18 protein-coding genes and 1 pseudogene are annotated in these 16,594 nt (G+C 74.5%); 8 read left to right on the top strand and 11 right to left on the bottom strand.

Annotation, left to right across the window (positions count from 1 at the left end; translation table 11 throughout):
* Window positions 1-183 precede the first annotated feature (183 nt).
* A pseudogene (locus PV350_RS10315) lies at window positions 184-674 on the top strand (nucleotidyltransferase domain-containing protein).
* Between the two features lie 5 nt (window positions 675-679).
* On the opposite strand, the gene PV350_RS10310 reads toward PV350_RS10315, so the two are convergent.
* The 5 genes from PV350_RS10310 to PV350_RS10290 all read right to left on the bottom strand — a co-directional run bounded on the left by PV350_RS10310 (window position 680) and on the right by PV350_RS10290 (window position 4,718).
* Window positions 680-1,078 (bottom strand): VOC family protein, encoded by a 399-nt coding sequence (locus PV350_RS10310; RefSeq protein WP_500333433.1) that lies wholly within the window; start codon window positions 1,076-1,078, stop codon window positions 680-682.
* Window positions 1,079-1,187: 109 nt separating this feature from the next.
* Window positions 1,188-2,378 (bottom strand): acyl-CoA dehydrogenase family protein, encoded by a 1,191-nt coding sequence (locus PV350_RS10305; RefSeq protein ID WP_500333432.1) that lies wholly within the window; start codon window positions 2,376-2,378, stop codon window positions 1,188-1,190.
* Window positions 2,379-2,467: 89 nt separating this feature from the next.
* Window positions 2,468-3,331: a 5-oxoprolinase subunit C family protein gene (locus tag PV350_RS10300; RefSeq protein ID WP_500333431.1), complete on the bottom strand. Its 864-nt coding sequence runs from the start codon at window positions 3,329-3,331 to the stop codon at window positions 2,468-2,470.
* Window positions 3,328-3,957, bottom strand: coding sequence for a 5-oxoprolinase subunit B family protein (locus PV350_RS10295; protein WP_500333430.1), 630 nt, complete (start codon window positions 3,955-3,957; stop codon window positions 3,328-3,330). The genes PV350_RS10300 and PV350_RS10295 overlap by 4 nt, the downstream gene beginning before the upstream one ends.
* A complete protein-coding gene (locus tag PV350_RS10290; RefSeq protein WP_499510631.1) occupies window positions 3,954-4,718 on the bottom strand; it encodes a LamB/YcsF family protein in 765 nt (254 codons plus the stop codon). The genes PV350_RS10295 and PV350_RS10290 overlap by 4 nt, the downstream gene beginning before the upstream one ends.
* A 211-nt stretch (window positions 4,719-4,929) precedes the next feature.
* Here PV350_RS10290 and PV350_RS10285 point away from each other — a divergent pair, with 211 nt between their 5' ends.
* The 4 genes from PV350_RS10285 (at window position 4,930) to PV350_RS10270 (ending at window position 8,004) form a co-directional block, all read left to right on the top strand.
* Complete coding sequence (locus PV350_RS10285; protein WP_499510632.1) at window positions 4,930-5,640, top strand: GntR family transcriptional regulator; 711 nt, start codon at window positions 4,930-4,932, stop codon at window positions 5,638-5,640.
* Between the two features lie 280 nt (window positions 5,641-5,920).
* Window positions 5,921-6,913 (top strand): dihydroxyacetone kinase subunit DhaK, encoded by a 993-nt coding sequence (gene dhaK, locus PV350_RS10280; protein WP_499510633.1) that lies wholly within the window; start codon window positions 5,921-5,923, stop codon window positions 6,911-6,913.
* Between the two features lie 24 nt (window positions 6,914-6,937).
* Window positions 6,938-7,609 carry a dihydroxyacetone kinase subunit DhaL gene (dhaL, locus tag PV350_RS10275; RefSeq protein ID WP_499510634.1) on the top strand — a complete coding sequence of 224 codons (672 nt, stop codon included), beginning with the start codon at window positions 6,938-6,940 and terminating at the stop codon, window positions 7,607-7,609.
* Window positions 7,606-8,004 carry a PTS sugar transporter subunit IIA domain-containing protein gene (locus PV350_RS10270; RefSeq protein WP_500324292.1) on the top strand — a complete coding sequence of 133 codons (399 nt, stop codon included), beginning with the start codon at window positions 7,606-7,608 and terminating at the stop codon, window positions 8,002-8,004. Before dhaL ends, PV350_RS10270 begins: the two co-directional genes overlap by 4 nt.
* A gap of 25 nt (window positions 8,005-8,029) precedes the next feature.
* On the opposite strand, the gene PV350_RS10265 is transcribed toward PV350_RS10270, so the two are convergent.
* Both PV350_RS10265 and rpmG read right to left on the bottom strand, forming a co-directional pair.
* Entirely contained in the window at window positions 8,030-8,287 is a 258-nt protein-coding gene (locus PV350_RS10265) for a 50S ribosomal protein L31 (protein WP_499510636.1), read from the bottom strand.
* A 50-nt stretch (window positions 8,288-8,337) separates the two neighbouring features.
* Complete coding sequence (rpmG, locus tag PV350_RS10260) at window positions 8,338-8,502, bottom strand: 50S ribosomal protein L33 (protein ID WP_499510637.1); 165 nt, start codon at window positions 8,500-8,502, stop codon at window positions 8,338-8,340.
* Window positions 8,503-8,651: 149 nt separating this feature from the next.
* On the opposite strand from rpmG, the gene PV350_RS10255 reads away from it, so the two are divergent.
* The gene (locus tag PV350_RS10255) at window positions 8,652-9,743 is read left to right on the top strand and encodes a PP2C family protein-serine/threonine phosphatase (protein WP_499510638.1); all 1,092 of its coding nucleotides are present in this window, start codon (window positions 8,652-8,654) and stop codon (window positions 9,741-9,743) included.
* A 105-nt stretch (window positions 9,744-9,848) separates the two neighbouring features.
* Window positions 9,849-11,645: a 3-oxosteroid 1-dehydrogenase gene (gene kstD / locus PV350_RS10250; RefSeq protein WP_500333429.1), complete on the top strand. Its 1,797-nt coding sequence runs from the start codon at window positions 9,849-9,851 to the stop codon at window positions 11,643-11,645.
* Window positions 11,646-11,658: 13 nt separating this feature from the next.
* On the opposite strand, the gene PV350_RS10245 is transcribed toward kstD, so the two are convergent.
* From PV350_RS10245 to PV350_RS10235, 3 genes are all read right to left on the bottom strand, one after another.
* Window positions 11,659-12,201 carry a PadR family transcriptional regulator gene (locus PV350_RS10245; protein ID WP_499510640.1) on the bottom strand — a complete coding sequence of 181 codons (543 nt, stop codon included), beginning with the start codon at window positions 12,199-12,201 and terminating at the stop codon, window positions 11,659-11,661.
* 26 nt (window positions 12,202-12,227) lie between these two features.
* A complete protein-coding gene (locus tag PV350_RS10240; protein ID WP_500333428.1) occupies window positions 12,228-14,249 on the bottom strand; it encodes an FAD-dependent oxidoreductase in 2,022 nt (673 codons plus the stop codon).
* 115 nt (window positions 14,250-14,364) lie between these two features.
* Entirely contained in the window at window positions 14,365-14,949 is a 585-nt protein-coding gene (locus PV350_RS10235; protein ID WP_499510642.1) for a TIGR03086 family metal-binding protein, read from the bottom strand.
* 75 nt (window positions 14,950-15,024) lie between these two features.
* Here PV350_RS10235 and PV350_RS10230 point away from each other — a divergent pair, with 75 nt between their 5' ends.
* A complete protein-coding gene (locus tag PV350_RS10230; RefSeq protein ID WP_500333427.1) occupies window positions 15,025-15,834 on the top strand; it encodes a DUF6597 domain-containing transcriptional factor in 810 nt (269 codons plus the stop codon).
* Between the two features lie 359 nt (window positions 15,835-16,193).
* Here PV350_RS10230 and PV350_RS10225 read toward each other — a convergent pair.
* On the bottom strand, window positions 16,194-16,594 hold a 401-nt coding region (locus tag PV350_RS10225), incomplete at its 5' end, for a PH domain-containing protein (RefSeq protein WP_500333426.1).

The following is a 16,594-nucleotide window of genomic DNA, read 5'->3' as shown; positions in this document are numbered from 1 at the left end:
CGTCACAAGTAGGGACCGTTGGCGGCATCCTCACCGCGGTTCGGGTACGGCGGGCCCCACCGCCGCGCGGCGGTCACCAGGGACCACCGCCGCCTCCAGCATACTCCGCAGTGCCCGGCCCCGTGATCCGTTCCGGGGTGGCACCCTGGGGCTTCGAACCGGGCGAGGGGGGATGCGGCGATGATGACCGGGCCGGACGTGGTGGAGATCCTGCACCTGCTGCGGAGGGCCGGCGCGGAGGTCTGGTGGGCGGCGGCTGGGGCGTCGACGCCCTGCTGCGCAGGCAGACCCGCGACCACCGGGACATGGACCTCATGCACCGTCACGAGCAGGAGGACACCGTCGTCGCGGCGCTGGCCGCGGCCGGCTTCACCCAGACCCTCGACCGGCGGCCGGTGCGCTTCGTCGTCACCGACGGCAGGGGTCGTGAGATCGACCTGCACCCCCTGTCCTTCGCCGCCGACGGGAGCGCGCGGCAGGCGTCGCCGGAGCCGGGGCGGCCCTTCGTCTACCCGGCCGCGTGCTTCGTCACCGGCGAGGTCGACCGGACCGTCGTCCCGTGCCTGTCGGCCGAGCAGCAGGTGTACTTCCACCAGGGGTACGAGCCGACCGACCGTGACCGCCACGACATGCTGCGGCTCCGCGAGGCCTTCGGCATCGCCACCCACTTCTGAGGGCATCAGGACAGCGGCGTCAGGAGGATCCAGACGTGGCCGAAGGGGTCCCGGAGCATCGACTGGCGTGCGCCGTAGGGCATGTCGGCCGGGGCCGCGAGCAGTTCGGCTCCGGCGGCCACGGCCCGGTCGGTGAGGGCGTCCACGTCCGGCACGTAGACGTGCAGGACGACGGACGGCCCGGCCGCGGCGGACGGGGGCGACGCCGGGGCCTCGGCGTCGCCGAGCATGAGGGTGGAGCGGTGGATCCTGATCTCGGCGTGCACGATCCGCCCGTCGTCGCCTTCGAGCCGGAAGGACTCCGTCGCTCCGAACGCGGCGGCGTAGAACGTGATCGCCTCGGCGGCCCCGTCGACCAACGCGTGCGGGATGACGGCGTACTTGTACTGCTCGGGGATCTCCATGCACCGCACGTTAGGGCCGCGCAGGGCGGCCGGGCATCGAGCGGAGGTCCCGTCGTGCCTGTGCCGGTGGACGTAGGACCGGCGGCGGCCGGGCCGCGGCCGGGCCGCCTCACCTCCGTACGCGCGGCATGCCCAGCCCGATCCAGGAGATGATCTCGCGCTGGATCTCGTTGTTGCCGCCGCCGAAGGTGAAGATGACGGCGCTGCGGTAGCCGCGTTCCAGCTCGCCGTGGAGGAGGGCGCCCGCGGAGCCCTCCTTCATGGGGCCGAGGGCGGCGGTGACCTCCATCAGCCAGGCGTACGCGTCGCGGCGGGCCTCGGAGCCGTAGACCTTGACGGCGGAGGCGTCGTGCGGGGTGAGGGTGCCGCGCTGGAGGGCGTCGACCATCTGCCAGTTGAGCAGCTTCATGGCGTCCAGGCGGGCGTGGGTGCGGGCGAGGCGGCCGCGGACCCAGGCGAGGTCGATGACGCGGCGGCCGTCGGCCAGTTTGGTGTCGGCGGCCCAGCGGCGTACGTCGTGGAAGGCGCGGATCGCCATCGTGCCGTGGGCGGCGAGGGTGACGCGCTCGTGGTTGAGCTGGGTGGTGATCAGCCGCCAGCCCTGGTTCTCCTCGCCGACGCGGCGGGCCACGGGGACGCGGACGTCCTCGTAGTAGCTGGCGGTGGTGTCGTGGGAGGCGAGGGTGTTGATGATCGTGCAGGAGTAGCCGGGATCCGTGGTCGGCACCAGGAGGATCGAGATGCCCTTGTGGGGCGGGGCGCCGGGGTCGGTGCGCACGGCGAGCCAGACCCAGTCGGCGGTGTCGCCGTTGGTGGTCCAGATCTTCTGGCCGTTGACCGTGTAGTGGCCGGTGGCCCCGTCGCCGTCCCGCACGGCGCGGGTGCGCAGCGCGGCCAGGTCGGTGCCGGCGTCCGGTTCGGAGTAGCCGATGGCGAAGTCGATCTCGCCGGCGAGGATGCGCGGCAGGAAATGGGCCTTCTGCTCCTCGGTGCCGAACTGCATGATCGTGGGGCCGACGGTGTTGAGCGCCATCAGCGGCAGCGGGACGCCCGCCTGGGCCGCCTCGTCGAAGAAGATGAACTGCTCCATGGGGGTCATGCCGCGGCCGCCGTACTCCTCGGGCCAGCCGACGCCGAGCCAGCCGTCGCCGCCGAGCCGGCGGATGGTGTCGCGGTAGAAGCGCTTGGCCGCGGCCCGGTCGAAGTGACGGGCGTAGGCGTTGTCGGGCACCAGTCCGGCGAAGTACGACCTGAGTTCGGCGCGCAGCCGCTGCTGCTCCGGGGTGTGGTCCAGGTGCACGGCCCCTCCAGAGGTCCGGTCGCGTCCCTGAGCGACGACGGCGCAAGAGTAGAACGCGTTGCAGAAATCCGGAAGGGCCGTGACCGGCCTCAGCGTCGGGGCACGAAGCGCACCGGCAGCCCCGCGACGGCCTGCGCGGCCGCGGCCAGGCCGTGCTCGGGGACGACGCCGACGACCGGGTAGCCGCCGGTGGTGGGCGAGTCGGCGAGGAAGACCACCGGCCTGCCGTCGGGCGGCACTTGGACGGCGCCGACGACCATGCCCTCGCTGGGCAGCTCCCGGTGGACGGCGCGCTCCAGCACCGGCCCCGTGGTGCGCAGCCCGATGCGGTTGCTGCGGTCCGACACCCGGAAGCGGCCGGCCGCGAGGGTCCGCACGGCCGCGGCCGTGAACCAGTCGTCGCGCGGCCCGAGCCGCAGCGGCAGCACAAGCTCCCGCGGCGGACCGGCGTGCGGGGCCAGGTCGGCGTGGACGGGCAGCCCGGACCCCGGGCCCAGCGGCAGGACGTCACCGTCCCCGAGCGGAGCGGGGCCGAGCCCGGACAGCAGGTCGGTGGAGCGGCTGCCGAGCACCGCGGGCACGGCCACACCGCCCCCGACCGCGAGGTAGCTGCGCACGCCCCGCGTGGCGGGCCCGACCTCGAGCACCGCCCCGGCCGGCAGCCGCACGGGGGTGCCCCAGGGGGCGGGACGGCCGTCGAGCAGGACCGGGGCCGGGGCTCCGGTGACCGCGACGACGGCAGGGCGGGTGACTCGCACGGTCACCCCGGTCAGCGTGGTCTCCAGGGTCGCGGCGCCGTCGGCGTTGCCCACCAGGCGGTTGGCCAGCCGGTGCGCCGGCCGGTCCAGGGCCCCGGAGCGGGCGACGCCGAGGGCCGCGTGGCCGTACCGTCCGAGGTCCTGGACGGTGGTCAGCGCGCCGGCCCTGACGACCCGCAGCTCGCCCCCGCTCATGCGCCGGCCCCGGCGGGCACGGGGACGAAGCGCACCCGGGTGCCGGGCGCGAGCAGCGCGGCCGGTTCGCGTTCCAGGTCCCACAGGCGCACGGAGGTGGTGCCGATCAGCTGCCAGCCGCCCGGCGAACTCCTCGGGTAGATACCGGTGTAGGGGCCCGCGACGGCCACCGAGCCGGCGGGCACGGAGGTGCGCGGCTCGGCCCGGCGCGGTACGCCGTACCGTGCGCCGAGGCCGGTCATGTAGGCGAAGCCCGGGGCGAACCCGCAGAAGGCGACGCGGTGTTCGGCACCGCTGTGCAGGTCGGCCACGTCCTCCTCCGCGACACCCCACCGCTCGGCCACGACCGACAGGTCGGGCCCGTCGTAGCGCACGGGGATCTCCACGAGCGGTCCGCTCCCGGCGGCCCGGGCCGTGACGGACCAGCCGCGCAGCTCGGCGCGGAGCGCGGCGGTGTCCGGCACCCCGTACAGCAGCACGGTCCGCTCGCCGGGGACGATCTCGCGCACCGGCCCGAGGCTGCCCTCGCCGCGGCGGCGCAGGAGCTCGGCGTGCCAGGACTGCGCCTCCTCGGCGGTGGCGAGGTCGATCAGGAGCGCGTCCTCCCCGACGTCAAGGACCCTCACGCGAACGCCTCCAGCCGCACGCCCGCGTCCTCGAGCGCGGCCCGCACCCGCAGGGCCGTGGCCACCGCGTCCGGGGAGTCGCCGTGCAGGCACAGCGACCGCGCCCGTACGGTCACCCGCTCGCCGGTCAGGGCGGTGGTGACGCCGTCGCGGGCGAGGGCGACCGCCTGCCGGGTGACCTCGTGGGGGTCGGCGAGGAGCGCGCCCGAGGTGCCGCGCGGGACGAGTGTGCCGGCGGCGGTGTAGGCGCGGTCGGCGAAGGCCTCCCCCACCACGTCCAGCCCGGCCTGCCGGGCCGCGCGCTCCATGGCCGAGCCGGGCAGGCAGAGCACCGGCAGGGCCGGGTCGGCACGCCGGGTGCCCGCGGCGACGGCGGCGGCCTGCTCGTCGTCGACGACGACCTTGTTGTAGAGGGCCCCGTGCGGTTTCACGTACGCCACCTGGGCCCCGGCGGCGCGGGCGAAGACCTCCAGCGCGCCGATCTGGTAGGTGATCTCGTCGGCCAGTTCGTCGGCGGGCACCTCCATCGCCCGCCGGCCGAACCCCGCCAGGTCGCGGTAGGAGACCTGGGCGCCGATGCGCACCCCGCGCACGGCCGCGGTGTCGCACACCCGGCGCATGATGCCGGGGTCCCCGGCGTGGAAGCCGCAGGCGACGTTGGCGCTGGTCACGACGGAGAGCAGGGCGTCGTCGTCGGTGAGGACCCACCGCCCGTAACCCTCCCCCAGGTCCGCGTTGAGGTCGATCACGAGGTCTGTCATCGGTACGGCGCGCTCCTCGGGAAGGGTCGCGTCCGGTCGGGCGACGCGAGCTGCGGTGTCCGGCGGCCCGGTGGCGAACGGGTACCCGGCGCTCGATCACCGTAGATTCTTGTTGAACAATCCCACAAGAGTCCTGTTGTCTTGTCCCCCGCTCTCGGATTGACTGGGCCCGCGCCGTGGGCCCGCGGCGGAGCGGAGAGGGGCGGGGACGATGGCAGCCGAGGTGGATCCGGCGGTCCTCGTGGGCGACCGCGCGCTGCTGGCGCGCTCCAGCACCGCCGACCGCGTCGCCGCCGTGCTGCGCACCCGGATCTCCGAGGGCCACCTGCCACCGGGCGCCAAGCTCGCCGAGGACGTCGTCGCCGGGGCGCTGGGCGTCTCCCGCAACACCCTCCGCGAGGCCTTCCGGCTGCTGACGCACGAGAGACTGCTGGTGCACGAGCTCAACCGCGGGGTCTTCGTCCGGGTGCTGACCGTGCGGGACGTCGTCGACATCTACCGGGTGCGGCGCCTGGTCGAGTGCTCCGTGATCCGCGGCCTCGTGGCCCCGCCGTACGACCTGACCGGGGCGGCGGACGCCGTGGCGGAGGGCGAGCGGGCCGCGGACGGGGAGCGGTGGGGCCTGCTCGGCACGGCCGACATCCACTTCCACCAGGCGCTGGTCGACCTCGCGGGCAGCGCCCGGCTGACCGGGCTCATGACGGGCGTGCTCGCCGAACTGCGCCTGGCCTTCCACGCGATGGACGACCCGCGCGAGTTCCACGCGCCCTACCTGGGCGGCAACCGGGAGATCCTCTCCGCCCTGGAGGCGGCCGACCCCGCGAAGGCGGAACTGCTGCTGGCGTCCTACCTCGACGACGCCGAGGCGCAGCTCGTCCGCCGGTACTCCGGACCCGCCGGGGGCGGGGACGGGCGCGGCTAGGCCGTGCCGTCACATGAGCCCCCAGCTACCGCTGGGAGGTGCCCCCAGATGCGGTGCGTCGCAAGGCGGAGAGTCGTCCTCGTAGTGGGCTACTCGGACGATTGGACAACTCCCCCGGGCCGAAGGCCGGGGGAGGGCATGTGACGACGCGGCCCAAGGCCTCGTGCACGGTGCACACGAGACTCGTGCGTCATCAGGACTGCCCACGGCGCGCAGCTGATCCGTAGGCTGATGTCACAGCGCAGCACCGCCAGACCCAGCCTTTGGACGGAGCCGTTCGATGAAGATGCTGATCAATGTCCCGGAGACCGTCGTGGCCGACGCGCTGCGGGGGTTCGCGGCCGCGCATCCCGAGCTGATCGTGGACGTGGAGAACCGGTTGGTCGTGCGCCGGGACGCGCCGGTCGCGGGCAAGGTCGGGCTGGTCTCCGGTGGCGGGTCGGGGCACGAACCGCTGCACGGCGGGTTCGTGGGACTCGGGATGCTCGACGCGGCCTGCCCGGGCGAGGTGTTCACCTCCCCCGTCCCGGACCAGATGGTGCGGGCCGCCGCGGCGGTGGACAGCGGGGCCGGGGTGCTGTTCATCGTGAAGAACTACACCGGTGACGTGCTGAACTTCGACATGGCCGCCGAGCTGGCCGAGGACGAGGGGATCGTGGTCGCCAAGGTCCTGGTCAACGACGACGTCGCGGTGACCGACAGCCTCTACACGGCGGGACGGCGCGGCACCGGCGCCACGCTCTTCGTGGAGAAGATCGCGGGCGCGCTGGCCGAGGAGGGGGCGCCGCTGGAGCGCGTCGAGGCGGTCGCGCGGCGCGTCAACGAGCTCTCGCGGAGCTTCGGCGTGGCGCTGACCGCGGTCAGCACGCCCGCCAAGGGCGCGCCCACCTTCGACCTCCCGGCGGGCGAACTGGAGCTGGGCATCGGCATCCACGGCGAGCCGGGCCGGGAGCGGCGGGCGATGATGACCTCGGGCGAGATCGCCGAGTTCGCCGTCGACGCCGTCCTGGACGACTTCCGCCCGACCGGTCCGGTGCTGCTGCTGGTGAACGGCATGGGCGGGACGCCGCTGCTGGAGCTGTACGGGTTCAACGCCGAGGTGCACCGTGTGCTCGGGGCGCGCGGCGTGACGGTGGCCCGCACACTGGTCGGCAACTACGTGACGTCGCTGGACATGGCGGGCGCGTCGGTGTCGCTGTGCCAGGTGGACGAGGAGCTGCTGCGCCTGTGGGACGCGCCGGTGAGCACGCCGGGTCTGCGCTGGGGCGCCTGAGCGAGCAGAAGGAGAGCGGGAGAGATGAGCGAGGCATCGTCCACCGGAGCGGGCCAGGTGATCGACACGGCTTTCCTCCGCCGTTGGCTCACCGCCGCGGCCTCGGTGATCGAGCGCGAGGCGGACCGGCTGACGGAGCTGGACTCCCCCATCGGCGACGCCGACCACGGCGCGAACATGCGGCGCGGTTTCATCGCGGCGCGCACCGCGGTGGAGAAGGAGCCGCCGGACACCCCGGGCGGCGTGCTGGTGCTGGTCGGGCGGCAGCTGATCAGTACGGTCGGCGGCGCCTCGGGGCCGTTGTACGGGACGCTGCTGCGCAAGGCGGGCAAGGCCCTGGGCGACGCCCACCAGGTGGCGCCGGAGGAGTTCGCACAGGCGCTGCGGGAAGGGGTCGACGGCGTGGCGCAACTGGGCGGCGCGGCGCAGGGGGACAAGACGATGCTGGACGCGCTGGCGCCGGCCGTGGAGGCGCTGTCGTTCGCCCTCGACAAGGGTGCGGGGCTCACGGAGGCGCTGTCGGCGGCCGCGATCGCCGCGGACGAGGGCGCGCTGGCGACCGTGCCGCTGCAGGCCCGCAAGGGGCGGGCGAGCTACCTCGGGGAGCGCAGCATCGGGCACCAGGATCCCGGGGCGACCTCCTCGGCCCTCTTGCTGGGCGCCCTGGCCGGCACCGCGCGGGGCGGTGCGTCATGACGGTCGCAGTGGTGCTGGTGTCGCACAGCGCCGAGGTCGCCGAGTCGGTCGCCCGCATGGCGACGGGCCTCAGCGGCGGCGGGGCCCGGGTGCCGGTGGCCGCCGCCGGCGGCGCGCCGGACGGCGGACTCGGCACGGACGCCGCGAAGATCGCCGCCGCAGCGCACGCGGTCGACCAGGGCGACGGCGTCGCCGTCCTCGCCGACCTGGGGAGCGCGGTCCTGACGGTGAAGACGCTGCTCGCCGACGAGGACGAGCTGCCGCCCGGCACCCGGCTGGTCGACGCGCCGTTCGCCGAGGGCGCGGTGGCCGCGGTGGTCACCGCGTCGGCGGGCGCCGACCTGGACGCCGTGGCAGCGGCGGCCCAGGACGCCTACACGTTCCGCAAGACCTGAGCGGCGCCGCGGCCGTCGGCCGTCGTCAGCTCCGGCGGGCGCCGGCCCCGTACCGGCGCTCGAACCGCTCGACGCGTCCGGCGGTGTCCAGGACGCGGGCGTTGCCGGTGTAGAACGGGTGGCTCGCGGAGGAGATCTCCACGTCGACCACCGGGTAGGTGTTCCCGTCCTCCCAGACGACGGTCTTCTCGCTGGTCATCGTGGAGCGGGTGAGGAAGGCGTGGTCCGCGGCGCGGTCGCGGAAGACGACCGGACGGTAGACGGGGTGGATCGTGTGCTGCACGGTGTGCTCCAGTCTGGGGAAGGGACGGGGGACGGCCGGCCTCGCCGGTGTCAGCGCTCCTCGCGGAACGGCACGTGACGGCCGACGGCCGGGTCGTACTTGCTCAGGACCATGCGGTCCGGGTCGTTGCGCCGGTTCTTGCGGGTCACGTAGGTCGTGCCGGTGCCGGCGGTCGACCGGAGCGTGACCACCGGGCGCTGCTCGCTGCGTGCCATGCGGTGCCCTCTTCTTCCATAATGGTTTTCATTTTCTTCGGACGTTCCCCTCAACACGGGGGCCGTCGCGTCCATTCCCGCCGTTCGCCGCCCGGTGCGGCGAAGATGGAGACAGGGGGTCCCGCACGGCGACAGGAGGGCCGGCACCGATGGCCCGAGGCCCGCACCAGCACACCGCGGCAGCCCCGCTCGCACTGTCCCGCGGGGCGCTCTGCTTCCTGGCCACGGCCTACCTGCTGATCGCCGCGTGCGTGGTCCTGGACCTGACCAGCGGCCCGCAGACCACCCTGGCCCCGGTACTGGCGGCCCTTCCGGTGCTCGCCGGTGCGCACTCCCGCCGCGCCCGTGGGCCGCTGGCGGCCGGGGCGCTCGCGATCGGCCTGGTCTTCGTGCTCGCGGCGGCGAACCACGGGGTCCCGGCGCTGGTCCACGTGGCCTCCGCGATCACCGTGCTCGCGGTGACCTTCACCAGCACCGGCGCCGTCGTCCTGATCACCGGGCGGGAACGGGAGCTGGCCCGGGTCCGCGGGGTCGCCGAGGCGGCACAGAGCGCCCTGCTGCGTCCCGCGCCACCCCGGATCGGCCGGCTGCGCGTCGCGGTGCGGTACGTGGCGGCGGAGGCCGAGGCCCGTATCGGCGGGGACCTGTACGAGGTGGTGCCGACCGACCACGGGGTGCGGGTGCTGCTCGGCGACGTGCGCGGCAAGGGACTGACCGCCGTGGAGACCGCCGCCGACGTCCTCGGCGTCTTCCGTGAGGCCGCCCGCTCCGAACCGGGTCTGGACACGGTGGCCGCCCGGCTGGACGGCGCGCTCTCCCGCAGCGGCGGCAGCGAGGACTTCGTCACCGCCGTGCTGCTGACCGTCCCGGAGGACGGCGACGCCGCCGTGCTCGTCAACTGCGGCCATCCCGCGCCGCTGCTGCGGCGCGCCGGCACGGTGACCGAGCTGACGCCGGAGCCCCCGGCGCCGCCGCTCGGGCTCCTCGCCCTGACCGGCGACCGCTACCAGCCGCAGACGGTCCCCTTCCACCGCGGCGACCTGCTGCTGTTCTTCACCGATGGCGTGGTCGAGGCCCGCGACCCGCAGGGCCGCTTCTACCCGCTCGCCGATCGCGTGCGGAAGATGCCCGAGCAGGACCCGGACGACCTGCTCGACCGGGTGCTGGCCGATCTGCGCTCCTGGAGCGGTGGCGGCCTCGGCGACGACGCGGCACTGCTGGCCGTGCGCCGCACACGGTGACGGACGCGGTGGCGAACACGGTGACGGACGCGTGCGTCTTGACTTCCCCGGGCACCGGCCGCACATTTCTGACGCAATGTCAGATACCAGTGCCGGAGGCCCGCCATGCCCGAGTCCGCCTTGGCCGACGACCGTACGGAGCGGCCCTCCCGCCGCCAGGTGCTGCGCGGCGCGGCCACGGGCACCGGCGCGGGGCTGCTGTTCGCCGCCGGGCTCACCGCGGCGGCACCCGCGCGGGGTGCCGGCCTTCCGGTGGCCGGCGAGTACGACGTCGTGGTCGTGGGATCGGGCGCCGCCGGGATGACGGCGGCGCTGACGGCCGCGGCGCGCGGGCTGAGCTGCGTCGTGGTGGAGAAGGCCGCCACCTTCGGCGGTTCCGCGGCCCGCTCGGGGGCCGGGATCTGGATCCCGTGCAACCCGGTGCTCCTGGCCGCCGGGGTGCCGGACACCCCGGAGAAGGCGGCGGCCTACCTCGCGGCGGTCGTCGGCGGCGACGTACCGGTGGAGCGGCAGCGGGCGTTCCTGACCCACGGGCCGGCCATGATCGCCTTCGTCATGGCCCACAGCCCCCTGCGTTTCCGCTGGATGGAGGGGTACAGCGACTACTACCCGCAGCTGCCGGGCGGGATGCCGAACGGCCGCTCCATCGAACCCGACCAGCTGGACGGGAACGTGCTCGGCCCGGAACTGGACCGCCTCAACCCCCCGTACGTACCGGTCCCCGACGGACTGGTCGTCTTCAGTTCCGACTACAAGTGGCTCAACCTGGCCGCGGTCAGCGCCAAGGGCCTGGCCGTCTCCGTCGCGTGCCTGGCGCGGGGCACCGAGGCCGCCCTCAAGGGGCAGAAGCCGCTCACCATGGGCCAGGCACTGGCCGCCGGGCTCCGCGCCGGACTGCTGCGGGCGGGAGTGCCCGTACGGCTGAACACCCCGCTGGTCGACCTGGACGTCGTGGGCGGCGCGGTCACCGGGGTGGTCGTGGCCCCCGACGGCGGCGCCCCCGCCCTGATCAGGGCGCGGCGCGGTGTGGTGGTCGGCTCCGGCGGCTTCGAGCACGACGCGGCCATGCGCGCGCGGTACCAGCGGCAGCCCATCGGCACCGGGTGGACGGTCGGCGCGAAGGAGAACACCGGCGACGGCATCCGCGCCGGGGAGCGCGCCGGGGCCGCCCTGGACCTGATGGAGGACGCGTGGTGGGGCCCGGCCGTCCCGCTGCCCGGCCAGCCCTACTTCTGCCTCGCCGAACGCACGCTCCCCGGCGGGCTGATCGTCAACCAGGCGGGCGAGCGCTTCGTGAACGAGGCCGCGCCCTACAGCGACGTGGTCCACGTGATGTACGACCGGAACGCCGCCGCCCCCGACATACCGGCATGGCTGATCACCGACCAGAACCACCGCAACCGCTACCTCTTCAAGGACGTCGCCCCGGCACTGCCCTTCCCCGACGACTGGTACGCCTCCGGCGCCGTCCGCAAGGCCTGGACCCTGAGCGCGCTCGCCGGGGAGATCGGGGTGCCGCCGGCGGCCCTGCGCGCCACCGTAGGACGCTTCAACGGGCAGGCGCTCACCGGCCGCGACCCCGACTTCCACCGGGGGGACAGCGCCTATGACCACTACTACACCGACCCCGCGGTGCTGCCGAACTCCTGCCTGGCCCCGCTCTGGCTGCCGCCCTACCACGCCTTCAAGATCGTCCCCGGGGACCTCGGCACCAAGGGCGGCATGCGCACCGACGCCCGCGCCCGTGTGCTGCGCCCCGACGGAACGGCGATCGCGGGCCTGTACGCCGCGGGCAACGCCAGCGCGGCCGTCATGGGGCACAGTTACGCCGGGGCGGGCTCGACCATCGGCCCCGCGATGACCTTCGGCTACGTCGCGGCCAACGACATCGCCGACCACTGAACGCGGCGGCGGATCAGGGCCGCCCCATCCGCTCGACCTCGGCGACCGCCTCGCCGAGCCACCGCGACCAGAAGGTCTCCAGGTCGATGCCCGCACGCAGCACCAGGTGCCGCAGCCGGTCCTCGTCGGCGCCGCGCCCCGGCGGGAAGTCGCGCCGCTCGATCTCGGCGTACTCCGCCAACTGCCGCTCGTGCAGTTCGAGATGGCGCCGCAACTCGGCCGCGAGCCCGTCGGTCCCGACCACCGCCGCGGCGCGCAGCCGCAGCAGCAGCGGGTCGCGGATGGGCTTGGGGTCCTCGGTGGCCGCCACCCAGGCGGTGAGTTCGGCGCGGCCCGCGGGCAGCACCTCGTACTCCTTGCGCTGGCCGCGGGCGGGCTGCGCCGCGGGCAGGGCCCGGATCAGGCCCGCCTCCTCCAGCCGGCCCAGTTCGCGGTAGATCTGCTGGTGCGTCGCGGACCAGAAGTAGCGGATCGAGCGGTCGAAGCGGCGTGCCAGCTCAAGGCCCGAGGACGGCTTCTCCAGCAGGGCGGTGAGGATGGCGTGCGGCAGCGACATGCCCGCATCCTACGGACGGGCCGGGGTCACAGCGCCGCGGCCACTTCGGTGCCCTGGCGGATGGCGCGCTTGGCGTCCAGCTCGGCCGCGACGTCGGCGCCGCCGATGAGGTGCACGGAGTGCCCGGCCGCGCGCAGCGCCTCGTACAGGTCGCGGCGCGGCTCCTGACCGGCGCACAGGACGACGGTGTCGACCGGCACGGTCCGCCGCTCGCCGTCCACGGTGATGTGCAGGCCCTCGTCGTCGATGCGCTCGTAGACGGCGCCCGCGACCATGGTGACGCCGCGGTGCTTGAGCTCGGTGCGGTGGATCCAGCCGGTGGTCTTGCCCAGCCCCGCGCCGACCTTGGTGGTCTTGCGCTGCAGCAGGTGCACGGTGCGCGGTGGCCGCGGCCGCTCGGGCGCCCGCAGCCCGCCGGGCGCGCGGTAGTCGGTGTCGACCCCCCACTGGCGGAAGTACGTCTCCGGGTCCCGGCTCGCGCCCTCGCCGCCGTCGGTGAGAAACTCGGCGACGTCGAAGCCGATGCCGCCCGCGCCGACGACGGCGACCCGCTCGCCGACCGGGGCGCCGTCGCGCAGCACGTCGAGGTAGCTCAGCACGCTCGGGTGGTCGACGCCGGGGATCTGCGGGGTGTGCGGGGTGACGCCGGTGGCCAGGACGATCTCGTCGAAGCCCTGGTCCGCCAGGGACTCCGCCGCGACGTGGGTGCCCAGGCGCAGCTGCACGTCCTCCTCGGCGAGCCGGGTGCGGAAGTACCGCAGCGTCTCGTCGAACTCCTCCTTGCCCGGCACCTTGCGGGCGATGTTCAGCTGTCCGCCGATCCGGTCGGCGGCGTCGAAGAGGGTGACGGCGTGGCCGCGTTCGGCCGCCGCGACGGCGCAGGCGAGCCCGGCGGGCCCGGCGCCGACGACGGCGACGTTCTTGCGCAGGCGGGTGGGGAGGAGGACGAGCTCGGTCTCGTGGCAGGCCCGGGGGTTGACCAGGCAGGAGGTGAGCTTGCCGCTGAAGGTGTGGTCCAGGCAGGCCTGGTTGCAGCCGATGCACGTGTTGATGGCGTCCGCGCGGTCCTCGCGGGCCTTCGCGACGAAGTCCGGGTCGGCGAGCATCGGGCGGGCCATCGACACCATGTCGGCGGCGCCCTCGGCGAGCAACCGCTCCGCCACCTCGGGGGTGTTGATGCGGTTGCTGGTGACCAGCGGCACCGAGACCGCGCCCATCAGCTTCTTCGTCACCCAGGTGTACGCGCCGCGCGGGACGGAGGTGGCGATGGTGGGGATGCGCGCCTCGTGCCAGCCGATGCCCGTGTTGATGATCGTCGCGCCGGCCGCCTCGATCTCCTTGGCGAGGGAGACGACCTCCTCCAGGGTGGACCCGCCGGGCACCAGGTCCAGCATGGACAGCCGGTAGACGATGATGAAGTCGGGTCCGACCCGCTCGCGGGTGCGGCGGACGATCTCCAGCGGGAAGCGGGTCCGGTTCCCGTAGGAGCCGCCCCAGCGGTCGTCGCGGTGGTTGGTGGCGGCGGCGATGAACTCGTTGATCAGGTAGCCCTCGGAGCCCATGATCTCGACGCCGTCGTACCCCGCCCGCTGCGCGAGGGCGGCCGCCCGCACGAAGTCCTCGACGGTCTCCTCGACCTCCTCGTCGGTGAGGGCGTGCGGGACGTAGGGGCTGATCGGTGCCTGCAGCGCGCTCGGGGCGACCAGGTCGGGGTGGTACGCGTACCGGCCGAAGTGCAGGATCTGCATCGCGATGCGGCCGCCCGCGCGGTGCACGGCGTCGGTGACGACGGCGTGCTGCGCGGCCTCGGCCTCGGTGGTCATCCTGGCACCGCCAGGGTAGGGGCGGCCCCGGTCGTTGGGGGCGATGCCACCGGTCACGATGAGGCCGACACCGCCGCGGGCCCGGGCGGCGTAGAACGCGGCCATCCGCTCGAAGCCGCGCTCGGCCTCCTCAAGACCGATGTGCATCGAGCCCATGAGCACCCGGTTCGGCAGGGTGGTGAAGCCGAGGTCGAGCGGGCTCAGCAGGTGCGGGTACGGGCTCATCGCGGGGTCTCCTCGGGCGGCGGCGCGCGGTGTCTTCGCGACTTTTGTAGACCATCCGGAGGCGATTATGCAACCAGTTGCAAAAGTGTTCCGCGCTACTCCGCACGGCGCGGGGCTACACCGCCGGGCGGCTCCAGTGCGGATCGCGGCCCGTCCCGGCCAGCAGCGCCTCGAAGGCGCAGGCCCCGGCGGGCACCGGCGCCGGCTCACCGAAGACCCCCATCTGCCGGGCGGTCGGCCCCATCGCGGCCACCAGTTCCTCCAGCGCCCGCAGCCCCTCCTCGTGCGGTGTGAACGGCAGCCCGGTGGCACGGGCGAGGTCCCAGGGGTGCACCGTCAGGTCGAGCAGGGCCATGGCACCGACGGTGCGCGCCGGCAGGTTCATCGACCCGGCCACGCCCTCGTCGGCGCCCGGCGCCGCCCAGGCCTCGACCAGCAACTCCGTCTCCTTCTCGAAGCGCGCCCGCCAGCCGTCGCCGTACTCGGAGAGACGGTCAGGGGTGAGCGAGAAGTCGGCCTCCCCCCGGGCCGCGAGGGCCTGGAAGCCCACGACCACGTGGAAGAGGTGGTTGAGCAGGCTCCGCACGTCGTACTCGGCGCACGGCGTGGGCGCGTCCAGGGCCTCGTCGGGCAGCGCACGCACCAGGGGCAGGGCCCGGTCGCGGGCCGCGGCGAGCAGTTCACCGGTCTTCGTCGTCATGGGGCCGACGCTAGGGCGGGGCGGGCCCCGGCGGCTTGAAGAAACGCGACAGGGGCGCGCCGTAGGATCGCCGGTATGGCAGGTCCGGACAGCCCGCGCCGCGACACCCGGGGCATCGTCGACGCCCCGGAGCTCTTCGCCCGCGTCCGCTTCCGGCGCCGGGCGCCCGCGCCCGCACTGCGGCCGTACCTGGAGCACTACTGGCTGATCGACTGGGACCTCGCCGAGCCGTACGCCTCGCACGTCGTGCCGCACCCCTCGGTCAACATCGTCTTCCAGCGCCACGGCACCACCCCCGACTTCGGCGAGGTCGCGGGCATCGGGCTCGAGCTGTTCACGCAGAAGCTGGAGGCCGCCGGACGCGTCTGCGGCATCCAGTTCCGGCCCGGCGGCTTCCGGCCGTTCGCGCCCACGGTGCCGGTGTCGCACTGGACGGGCCGGCGCGTCCTCCTGGACGAGGCGCTGCCCGGTCACGAGGCCGTACCGGGCGCGGTGCTCGGCCCGCAGGACGAGGACGCCCGCGTGGCCGCCCTCGACGCCTTCCTGCTGTCCCTCTCCCCCGCCCCCGACCCGCAGGCGGCCCTCGCGACGGCGCTGGCCGACCGCATCCGCCACGACCGGTCCATCCTGCGGGTCGAGGACTTCGCCCGCGCCGAGGGCATGTCGGCCCGCTCGCTGCAGCGGCTGTTCGCGGCGTACGTCGGCGTGAGCCCGAAGTGGGTCATCCTCCGCTACCGCATCCACGAGGCCCTGGAGCGCGCCGAGTCCGAGGCGTCCGTCGACTGGCCCGCCCTGGCCGCGGAGCTCGGCTACAGCGACCAGGCCCATCTGGTGCGGGACTTCACCGCGACCGTGGGAGTGCCGCCGACCGCCTACGCGAGCTGACCGGCGCCCCGCGGGCATCACACGGCCGACCCGGCCCGATTCCACCCGCGGGCCCAGCCGGGCCAGGCGTCCCCCTCCACGAAGGGGCCACCACCGCCGCGCAGCGGCCCCGCAGGCGCGGCACCACCAGCTCAACCCGCCCCGGGGCCCGAGACCAGCCCGACGGCACAGCTCCCCACGGGACCACAGCGCAGCTGTCCGGCGCCCGCCGCCACCAGTGCCCGGCGCCCCGCGGGCGTCGCACGAGCGGCCCGGCCCCACCCCGGGGCTCCTGGCACACCGGACGGCGCAACGGCCACCGGACCAGGCCGGCGCTCCGGCGGGCACCCGCGCAGCGGCCTCGCGACGGGCCCGCCCGGTCAGTCCCCGGGTCCGGGGCGCGCTTCCAGAACGGCCCGCAGCTCGGCGAAGCGCCGGACCTGCGACGTGCCCGCAGCCAGCTCGCTGAGCGCGTACGCCGTGCTCTTGAAGCCGTCCCCGTGATGGAACTCCGCACCCCAGGCACCGAGCCGCACCGAAGCCACCTCGTCCAGCCCCAGGCGATGGGTGCCCCACGGATTGACCGCCACGATCCCGGCCGGGCCGACCTCGAGCCGGACCCTGTGGACGAACCACCAGAAGAACAACGCCGCGCCGACGGCGAATCCCGACGACAGCCCGGCCGACCGGGCCGTCGCCGCTGCCGGGGAGGAGATCCAGCCGGCCCAGCCGCCGAGCGCCTTCACGCCCAGGACCGCCGGGAGCAGGAAGCCCGCCGCAC

The organism is Streptomyces sp. PA03-6a (assembly GCF_033792765.1).
Lineage (GTDB): Bacteria > Actinomycetota > Actinomycetes > Streptomycetales > Streptomycetaceae > Actinacidiphila.
This window is presented reverse-complemented; position numbering and strand designations above follow the sequence as displayed.